Here is a 9,580-nt window from a genome sequence, read left to right as displayed (position 1 = left end):
TTGCTGATCCAAGTTAGCGGCAAGGTGTGTTTTACGGTGCTGTATGTACCGAAATAGGTGCTGAGGCGCAGGTAATAAAGAACTTGCGTGTTCCAATGTTCTGGCATCACTAAGCCGTTTTGAAGCTTAATGTTGAGGGTGCTAAGTTCTTTTACCCCAGCTTTGAGCTCATTGGATTCTTTCAGGCGGAATCTTATCCTTCCCGGTGTTTCGGTAAACTCGCTAAAACCTTCCGGCTTGAAAAAGTAGATAGGGAAAGAACCTTGGTATTGCCCTGCTTTGATGGTGTATTTCCCAAATTCGTATTGTACTTTGTCGGTGTCGCCGTCCACAGCTTCCAGCTCAAAGTCTAGGTCTTTATCCAGCGGATAGCCCATCAGTCTGTAGTTGAACATTACCGAGTCTTTTCCGCTGAGAATATAAGCGAAGTTGTACGACGTACTATCGGAAGGCGCATTGGCATTGCCAAACCATAGATTTATTTCTTTAACGTTCGGATCAAAAAGAAAATCCTCATTCTTTTTACAGCCGGATAAAGCTATTATTGCGACTAAATATATGTATATCGATCTCATATTTTCTTATTTGTTAGGTTCACGATCAGCAAATTCGTATTCCGAGTCTGGTATAGGGAAAGTATAGTTTTTTGTGGCAACCATATTTTCCGAATAGTTTGGAATATGTTCTTGGTTGGTGCGTTTGAAGTAGTAAAACAGCTGTCCTTCAGCTAAGAATTCTTTTCGGAATTCGTTGGTCATCAGCGATCGGAAATCGGCATAGCTCGTTAATCCCGTGAGGCCGCGAGCTGTAAGCACTTTATTCATATATTGCAACGGATCCGTGTTTTCGTGTTCGGCACATTCGGCGAGTATGAAGTACATCTCTGCCAGTTTGATGATAGGCATCTTTTGACGGAAATATTCGGGATTGCTGATAGAGTTGTTCGTCGCAGGCTCCGAGAACTTCAGCGTGTACTTTTGTGTGGCGTTGGCCTGTGTGCCGTCAGCCAGTAGATACATATATCTGTAGTCGTTGGTAAACTGCGCTCCGAAATAAGCTTCTGCGGTTGATGCGCCTAAAGAAAAGATAGGGCCGGAGCCACTTTGTGTAAGGTGAGTAATGGCATCCTGATGCAGAGTGTTAATCTGAAGGGCGAAAATGTGCTCAGGAGCTCCCGATAAATCTACCTTATCAGCAATGTTCTTTTGTGTGGAGAAAGTAAATTTGTTGCTGTTAACTACACTTAGGGCTGCCGCTTTGGCATTTTGGTAATCTCCTTTGTATAGGTATACTCTACCATCAGCGCTTTGACGGCATAATAATTCAAGTGCAGTTGTCTGTTTATCAAATAGCCGCGGTCTTCAACTTCGGTTACTGTTCTGCCTGTAAAGATAGGGTCAACTTTGAGCAGCTCTTCCGCTTGTTGGAGATCCGTAATAATCTTGCCCAAAACTTCATCTACTGTATATTGCTTGGTCTGTTTGGAGGAGTATTGCTCGACGTAAGGAATAGCTTTTTGGTTAGGGTTTGTAATATAGTTAACTCCGAAACAGCGCAGCAAGTCAAAATGCGCAAAAGCACGCAAAGCCAAAGCTTCTCCTTTGATGATAGCTTTGTTGTCTCCGGTGAATACATTTTTGGAATCAATATTCTCCAAAATCATGTTGGCATTGGAGATAGCTTTGTACATATTGTTCCATATAGCGTCCACGCGAGCCTTAGTTAAAGATGATTGATAATTATATTCGCCATCATCTTTGTAAGTAGTGGAGTAGCTTGTCCATTCGTGGGACAAGACCCCCATCATGCCGTAGGTAAGTTCCCTTCCATAGAGAGCTTTGTCAGTAAGGATAGTATAGACTCCGGCTAGCGCTTCTTTGAAACCGGCTTCCGTTTCGAAGAGCTCATCCGCCTTTACCTGCGATTTAGGCTGCACGTCCAGCCATTTCTCACAACTGGTGTTGAGTAGAAGGCCTGCTGCTAATAGTATATATAGAAATTTATGCTTTATCATGATTAGAAGGTGGATTTGAAGGGATGAAAGAAAACGTTCTTGACAAATGGATAATCTGTTCCGCGTTCGGTCTTTACAGTCGATAGGACGAAAGCTTCAGACATGTAGAAACCTACTTTCAGGTTCTTAAGATGATATTTGGCTAGATTTTTCCATTTGAAATCATAATAGGCATTGATAGAGGACAAGGTCAAATCCGACTTTTTCTGTAAGAAGCGAGAGGTAGGATTTGTCTTTGTCGGGGAGGCAGTAATCCTTTTGAAAACGGCCTGATCTCCGGGATTCAGCCAGGTGTCGTTCAACACGCGGGTATCCACATTATATGCTACATTTACATTTTCCACGCGGCTAATCAGCGTAGAATTGTAATAATCTTCTCCTAAAGTATAACGGAAGGATGTGCTCAACCCCCAGCCTTTGTATTCCATGTTAAATCCGAAGTTTCCGCGTAGCTTAGGATCGGTAACTCCTACCGCGATTTGGTCGTCAGCGTTCCAAACGTATGTTTGTGATCCATCTTTCTTCAGGAACACTTCTCTACCAGTGATAGGATCTATACCTAATGAAGGTACTGCCCATATAGCGTTTACCGACTTGCCTTCTTCATACCGTATTTTCGGTAAATACAGTGTTTCAGATTGTCCCAGTTCGTCTTGCTCTTTGTTGATTTGTTTCAACGCATCAGAAATTGTCAAAAGCTTGTTTTTGTTGGTGGCAAAATTTCCGAAGAGAGCAAAATAAGACTGTGCTTGAGGCTTGTTGTAGACTACATAGTTAAGAGATCCTTCGAAGCCGCGGTTTTGCACCTTGCCAAGGTTTTCTTTATAGGAAGCAAAACCGGTAGAAGGAGGTAAAGAAAAGTCTATCAACAGATTGTTCGTGTTGCTAATATAGTAGTCGAAGCGACCGTTGATACGGTTGAACAGGCGGAAATCCGTACCCACATTATAATCGAATTTTTCCTGCCATTTAAGGTCGTTGTTGGCTAAAGCTTTCAGGAACGCACCTGCGATGTTGTCATATGTACTTTGTGTAAAGAAAGAGTAGGTTGCCATAGCTTGGTAAGGGCTGAAGTTCTGGCTACCTGTGGAACCCAAAGAAGCACGCAATTTCCATTGATTGATGGTTTTGTTGTTTTTCAAGAAACTTTCGTTGTGGATGTTCCAGCCCAAGCCGAAAGACCAGAAGTTACCCCATCGGTTGTTGGCTCCGAAGACAGAAGAGGCATTGGTCCTGTAGCTGAGGTCTGCCAAGTAGCGGTTGTCGTACGAGTAGTTAGCAAAAGATACTATACCCACTTCGTGGCGAATGCTTTCTGAGCCGGAAGGAACACCATTTTCTTCGTATTGTTTGGCAAAGGTGATAAAATCTACGCGGTTGTTGAGGAATCCCCATGCTGTCATGCCGTGAGTTTGTGAGTCGAAGGAAGCGAGGTTCCATCCGGCATTAAGTAAGAGTTGGTGCTTGCCAAACATCTTGGTGTAGTTGGCGATGACGTCTGTACTTAGCGAGGAACTTTCGCCATCGCTCATATAGTAGGAGCCACGTTTGAAATAGTTTTCTCCTGTCCAAGTGGCGAACTGTGTGTGGTCGCCAGGAAGGAAAATTTCAGCGTTGTTGCCATTATAGGTAAAGCCCACACGTGCAGTAAGCCTCAACGCCGAAGTAGCCTGCCATTCCGCATAGAAGTTCTCCGTGATTTCGTTGTATTTAGAGAAGTTTTTGGTGTTGAGAGTTGCATTATACAGCGGATTATAATAATAGAAAGGCGAGCTGCTAGGTGTGGCCGTATAGTTTCCTAAGATTTTTTTCATATTTCCATATTCATCATATGGAGAGAAATATGGGTTGAGAGAGGTATATTCCGAGAAGGAACCATATGGTGAGTTGTTTGATTTGTTGAAATTGACACTTAAAATATTACGGAAGTTGAATTTTCCACTGCGATATGATAAGTTGACTGAGCCTCCAGTATTTTGACGGTTGGATCCTTTCATCACGCCGATATTATTGTTATAGGAGAAGTCTACCACATAGCGTAAGGAAGGAGAACCGCCTTCCAGCATTAAGGTATGTTTGTTGCCCAAGCCTACACGCAGTGGCTGCGAAAGCCAATAGGTGTCTACTCCGGATTCTATGTCAGCAAGGATGGCATTGTATTGTTCTCTCAGATGCTGTTGATAAACCGGCTGGGATGAGGTGTAGCGACCGGCATTGAGCTCCACCTGCAATCTTTTCTCTGGCATTAGCTAGATGGTAAGAGGTTAAATCCGGCGCTTCGATGTTGAAATTGGCGTTGTAGGAGACACGCATAGCTCCTTCTGCAGGGACTATAGTCTCAATGATCACGACGCCGTTGGCGGCTTTCGAACCGTAGATAGCTTTTGCGGCAGCATCGCGCAGGATGGTGATAGATGCCACGCGGTTCATGTCGAGGTCGAAGATTTTCTGCAGATTCGCTTCGAAACCGTCAAGGATAAACAAAGGTTCGTTGGGGTTGCCCGAATATTCCCCGCGGATGTCGTCAAGACCCGTTTGTCCGCGAAGCTGTATTTCCGGCAAAGCATTAGGGTTTGATCCTAAGGATAGGTTTTCGGACAACACAAAAGAAGGGTCTAGATTTTGGAGACTTTGCAGCACGTTTTTGTTTCCTACACGTAATAGGTCTTCTTTAGAAAAAGTCGAGGCACTGCCCGTGAAGCTTTCTTTCGAACGTCTGCTATAACCAGTAACCACCACTTCGTCGATTTTTTCATTTGCAGATAGTAGGGTTACTACCAAAGGCAGCTTTGTCTTTTCGTTTACCACCACTTCTTTGGTGGCGTAGCCCACACTTTTGAACACTAAAGTTACATTGTCTTGCGTAGGAGAGATAATAAATTCTCCTTTGTCATTAGAGATAGTTAGCTGTTTTTGCATCGCCCTTTACAGTTACCGACACATTAGGAATAGGAACCTTGTTTTCGTCTAGGACAATTCCTATAATTTTTGTCATTGCCTTTACCTGCGTCATAGGAACTTGACTGTAAAGACGTTCGGGAACCAAAAGGGAAGAGGATAGCAATGTTACGGCTAAAACACTTCCTCCAATTCTCGATTTGAATAGTTTGTTCATTCGTAATACTGTTTAGGTTTTTGTTTAGGTGATTATATGAGGACAATCTTTGTAGATTGATGACAGATTATAGGTTAATAAACAAGACAGAGTCTTTCAAATCATAAGTAAAAGCCATTTTTGTTTGCATGGTTTTCAATAAATCTGCGATATTCGGTTTTTTCAAATCTTGCGGCATACAGATTTTTCTCTCCTCCTTCGGATACAGGCACTAGGACAATGTGATATTTGTCTTTTAGAAGGGTAGAAATTTCTTTAAACCGCTCCTCGTTCATATTCATGGTTAGTACAAGCTTATTCGAGTCTATCTGTGAACTCAATTCGCTTAGTAGCTTTTCGTTTATTTTTATATTCTGGATTTTTGTTGCCTTTAGCGAAGCTACCTTTACACTATCATCTTTTGAAGGTTTATGGTCTTGGTTTTGAAGGTTAGGTTTACTGATAGTTTTTGTTTTGGCAATGACTTTCTTTTCTTCTTTTGGCAAAAAAAGTACTTCTCCCTTTTGAGGAGAAGTACTAGGTCCCGTTTCCGGGGTTAATGGTTTGGTAGATGTGTTTATTACATGTAAATGTTTTGTATCAATACGGTTGTTATTCAGTGTTTTATTGGAAAGTAAACCTGTAAAACCTAAAACTGCAATTACGGCAGCGACTTTAAGTAAGGTTTTTCTGAGCGAAAACACCGGCGTGGAAGTAACAGTTTCTGCTATATCGAAAGTGTCCCAGCGGTCTTGGATATACTGCTCAAATGGGGCTTGGTTATCTTTGTTTAAAATCCAATTTTCTACAAGCTCCTTCTCTTTTTCCGTACATTGATTGGAAAAATATCTATCCAACAGTTGTTTTTCCACGTTTTCTTTCTTTGCTATCTATACACTATACAATCGAAAGTGGATTTGCACCTAAGAAAAAAATGAAAAAAGACACAACAAGTTGAATCCCAAGTTTTTTAAAATCTTTTTAATGAGGGAAGAGGAGTTGTTGATATGATTTTCTACGGTACTTTTGGAAATGCCCAGCTCTTTGGCTATTTCATCGTTTTTAAGACCTTCCAGACGGCTCATCCGGAAAACGGTAGCCCTTTTTTCGGGAAGGCTTTCCAGAATTCTAAGTAGTATCATTTGCAATTCCTTGGAATTGTCCATTTCCGTTTCTTCTTCCGGAATAAGGTTGTTGAGGTACTTCTGCGCGATGATATTACGTTTCACCTTGTTGTAGAGGTCATTTTTAGCCAGCGTCATGAGGAAGTTTTTTAACGGTTTTCCTTCTTCGATTTTCTCTTTGTTCTCCCATAGCTTGATAAAGGTGGTTTGAATGCTGTCTTCAATGTCGACATGAGGGAGGTTAAACTTTTCGAGAAAGCTCCATAACACAGGGGCGTAATATTCATAAATGAGGCAAAAGCACTGCCATCCCCTTTTTTCAAAAGAGGAATCAGTTGGGCCTCATTTTATTTTTTTCGCTGACATTTTTTGGTTTGGCTAGCTAAAATATAAAAAATTGGAAATTAGGTAAATAAAATTCAAAAATTATTAGTTTAATTTTTCATTTTTTGTAAAACGATATGTTTTGTATAGGGAATGAAGAGCGGGACTAATTGCTAAAATTTATGTATTTTGTATAAAAATTATAAACTTATGGACTTTATCAGAACCAAAATCGACGATCATATTTATCATCTTATGCTGGACCGAGGCAAGTCTAATGCTATGCATCTGGAGATGATTCAAGAAATAGCACAAGCCTTGGAGGAGGCTGCTCGAGACACTTCCGTGGAGGGATTGATTCTCAGTGGAAAAGAGAATTTTTTTACCTCAGGTCTGGATTTGATTACACTTTATCAATATGACGAAGCGCAAATGAGGGATTTTTGGAATGCGTTTATCGCTTTGGTGGCTCAGCTGGTGGCATTTCCTAAGCCCGTGGTGTCGGCGATTACAGGTCATAGTCCTGCTGGTGGCTGTGTATTGGCCTTATGTTCGGACTATCGCATTATGGCGGACGGCGATTTTATCATCGGTCTCAACGAAATACCGGTAGGGATTGTTGTTCCTTACAGCATTTTCCGTCTATACAGCTTTTGGATAGGGGAAGGAAAAGCTTATCAAAATCTGTTGGAAGGTAAGCTGTTCAAGCCTTTGGAGGCTCTGGAAATAGGATTGGTGGATGAAGTGGTGGCGTTCAACCGTATACAGAATGCTGCCGCAAAGAAAATCAAATCATTGACACAATATGAACAGCAGTCTTGGAGGTCTTCAAAGCTGAACCTCAGAAGTCAGCTTATCGAAGAGTTTTCTAAGGACCAGACGGAAGTGGTCAATCAAGTATTGGAACAATGGTGGCGTCCAACTACGCGATCCATCATGAAGACAATAATCGATAATCTTACCCATAAAAAGAATTAACATGGTACAGGGAGCGTTAAAGGAAAATGCCCTTAAGGGAAAAACTGTCGTGGTGACGGGAGGAGGAACAGGCTTGGGCAAGGCTATGGCGACTTACTTTTCGGAGTTAGGAGCAAATATTGTCATTACAAGCAGGAAACTGGAGGTTCTGAAAAACACGGCCAAAGAAATCGAGGAGAAGACCCATAATTCGGTATTGGCCGTAAGCTGTGATGTTCGGAACATTGAAGAGGTGGAAAGGCTGTATGCCGAAAGTGTAGATAATTTTGGTGCTGTGGATGTATTGGTCAACAATGCCGCCGGAAATTTCATTTCTCCGACAGAGCGGCTGTCGGCCAATGCTTTTTCTACGATCATTGACATTGTGCTGAAGGGGACGGTCAACTGTTCTTTGACGTTCGGCAAAAAATGGATCGAAAAAAAGCTGCCGGCCAACATTTTGAATATCATAACGACTTATGCTTTCACGGGTTCAGGGTATGTCGTACCGTCGGCAGTAGCAAAGGGGGGAGTTTTGACCCTGACGCGCTCACTGGCCGCCGAATGGGGGAAGTATGGCATTCGCAGCAACGCTATCGCTCCGGGACCTTTCCCGACAAAGGGGGCATGGGACAGACTGCTGCCGGGAGATCTAGCCGAAAAGTTTGATTTTAAAAATAGAGTTCCTTTAAAACGTGTGGGAGAACATCAGGAATTAGCAAATTTGGCCGCATTTTTGGTGTCGGATTTTGCAACATATATCAATGGGGAAATCATTACCATCGACGGAGGAGAATGGTTGCAAGGTGCCGGTCAGATGAACGGTATGGAGGCTATTACCGCCGAAATGTGGGATCAGATAGAACGTACAATACGTCAAAACAATAGAATAAAATGATAAAAAACTGGATAGTAGGACTTTCTATATTAAGTTTTGTACTTGGTGCGTGTAACCAGAAAGGAAATAAAAGTCAGGAGGAGAAAAAGGATTCTGTGACTGTGGTGTCACCTCAAACGGTAGAAGAGCATAATGAGCTTTCGGATGTCATTACCCGTTTTGTAAGAGCTTATGCTAGCAAGGACAATGCAAAAGCTAATGCGTTGATACATCCTGACCTAGGTATTTATATCATCTACAGGCCAGGAGCTGCCGATACTTTCGTTCGCCTTGATAGCCTTGATTTTTCGAGGCCTGTGCCCGAAGTGTTTGATTATCCAGACATAACGTATGATTATGTGTTGACCTATGAGAAGCTTCCTACTTTCGACTGTGGAACAGAAAAATGGGATAAGACAGGCTTTTTCTGCGATACCACATCACATCCTAACCAGCTATCCAATATTGCGGCTTTTGAAGATGAATTTGATGAAGATAAATTTTCGGAGGAAGACCTTGTGATATTGGAAAAAGGAGAGCAAGAAAGCTATCGTGTGATATTGACAACCACAGAACCGCTAATCTTTCATGTGAGAAAATACCAAGGTAAATGGTACGTCACAACATTGGATCGAGCCTATGCAGGGTGCGATGCATAAAATTTTCGTTCTATAAATCGAAGAAATCTATTTTTATTGTTTAGTTTGTATCGAAAAAGAAAAATAAGGTCATGAGTATATTGGATAAAGAGACCCAATCTCGTATTGATAGTTGGTTGACTAATGAATATGATGAAGAAACAGTCGCACAAGTTCAAAAGCTGATTGACGACAACCAGGAATCAGAACTGTTAGACGCTTTCTATAAAGAGCTTGAATTTGGAACGGGAGGACTGCGAGGAATAATGGGCGTAGGCTCCAACCGCATGAATAAATATACTATTGGAAAAGCCACACAAGGACTTTCCAATTATCTTAAAAAGCAATTTCCGAACGAACAGATCAAGGTTGCGGTATCGTACGACAGCCGCAACAATTCGCAAGGTTTCGGCCATCTGGTTGCCGATGTCTTTTCGGCTAATGGTATCCATGTCTTTTTATTTGAGCAGCTGCGTCCTACGCCTATGCTTTCTTTTGCCGTAAGACATTACAGTTGCCATGCCGGCGTGATGTTGACAGCTTCACATAATC

Annotated in this window: 11 protein-coding genes and 1 pseudogene; 4 read left to right on the top strand and 8 right to left on the bottom strand. The window is 42.1% G+C overall.

The annotated features are described in order from the left end of the window. From SD31_RS09255 to SD31_RS09235, 8 genes are all read right to left on the bottom strand, one after another. On the bottom strand, positions 1-575 hold a 575-nt coding region (locus SD31_RS09255), incomplete at its 3' end, for a DUF4843 domain-containing protein (protein WP_039053913.1). A 6-nt stretch (positions 576-581) separates the two neighbouring features. Beyond that, positions 582-1,019 carry a RagB/SusD family nutrient uptake outer membrane protein gene (locus SD31_RS15325; RefSeq protein ID WP_052258880.1) on the bottom strand — a complete coding sequence of 146 codons (438 nt, stop codon included), beginning with the start codon at positions 1,017-1,019 and terminating at the stop codon, positions 582-584. Between the two features lie 224 nt (positions 1,020-1,243). After that, positions 1,244-2,014, bottom strand: a complete 771-nt coding sequence (locus tag SD31_RS15320; protein WP_052258878.1) for a RagB/SusD family nutrient uptake outer membrane protein — start codon at positions 2,012-2,014, stop codon at positions 1,244-1,246. Positions 2,015-2,016: 2 nt separating this feature from the next. Continuing rightward, entirely contained in the window at positions 2,017-4,260 is a 2,244-nt protein-coding gene (locus tag SD31_RS09245) for a TonB-dependent receptor domain-containing protein (protein WP_156138294.1), read from the bottom strand. Continuing rightward, positions 4,154-4,933: a TonB-dependent receptor plug domain-containing protein gene (locus SD31_RS15315; protein WP_052258875.1), complete on the bottom strand. Its 780-nt coding sequence runs from the start codon at positions 4,931-4,933 to the stop codon at positions 4,154-4,156. Before SD31_RS15315 ends, SD31_RS09245 begins: the two co-directional genes overlap by 107 nt. Further along, a complete protein-coding gene (locus tag SD31_RS16610; protein ID WP_156138293.1) occupies positions 4,908-5,129 on the bottom strand; it encodes a hypothetical protein in 222 nt (73 codons plus the stop codon). Before SD31_RS16610 ends, SD31_RS15315 begins: the two co-directional genes overlap by 26 nt. Positions 5,130-5,230: 101 nt before the next feature. Continuing rightward, a complete protein-coding gene (locus tag SD31_RS09240; protein WP_039053912.1) occupies positions 5,231-5,980 on the bottom strand; it encodes a hypothetical protein in 750 nt (249 codons plus the stop codon). A 51-nt stretch (positions 5,981-6,031) separates the two neighbouring features. Then, positions 6,032-6,523: a sigma-70 family RNA polymerase sigma factor gene (locus tag SD31_RS09235; RefSeq protein WP_082021892.1), complete on the bottom strand. Its 492-nt coding sequence runs from the start codon at positions 6,521-6,523 to the stop codon at positions 6,032-6,034. A 243-nt stretch (positions 6,524-6,766) separates the two neighbouring features. Between SD31_RS09235 and SD31_RS09230 the strand changes: the two genes are divergently transcribed. The 4 genes and pseudogenes from SD31_RS09230 to SD31_RS09215 all read left to right on the top strand — a co-directional run. Beyond that, a complete protein-coding gene (locus tag SD31_RS09230; protein WP_039053911.1) occupies positions 6,767-7,534 on the top strand; it encodes an enoyl-CoA hydratase/isomerase family protein in 768 nt (255 codons plus the stop codon). Position 7,535: 1 nt separating this feature from the next. Then, positions 7,536-8,411 carry an SDR family oxidoreductase gene (locus tag SD31_RS09225; RefSeq protein ID WP_039053910.1) on the top strand — a complete coding sequence of 292 codons (876 nt, stop codon included), beginning with the start codon at positions 7,536-7,538 and terminating at the stop codon, positions 8,409-8,411. Beyond that, positions 8,408-9,049, top strand: a complete 642-nt coding sequence (locus SD31_RS09220; protein WP_039053909.1) for a hypothetical protein — start codon at positions 8,408-8,410, stop codon at positions 9,047-9,049. Before SD31_RS09225 ends, SD31_RS09220 begins: the two co-directional genes overlap by 4 nt. Before the next feature lie 71 nt (positions 9,050-9,120). Further along, positions 9,121-9,580 (top strand): annotated as a pseudogene (locus SD31_RS09215) (phospho-sugar mutase); the annotation flags it as partial.

The sequence above is a fragment of the Sphingobacterium sp. T2 genome (assembly GCF_000814685.1).
In the GTDB taxonomy this organism is placed as follows: domain Bacteria; phylum Bacteroidota; class Bacteroidia; order Sphingobacteriales; family Sphingobacteriaceae; genus Sphingobacterium; species Sphingobacterium thermophilum.
Note: the sequence above shows the minus strand (reverse complement) of the source record. Positions and strands in the feature narration are given on the sequence as shown.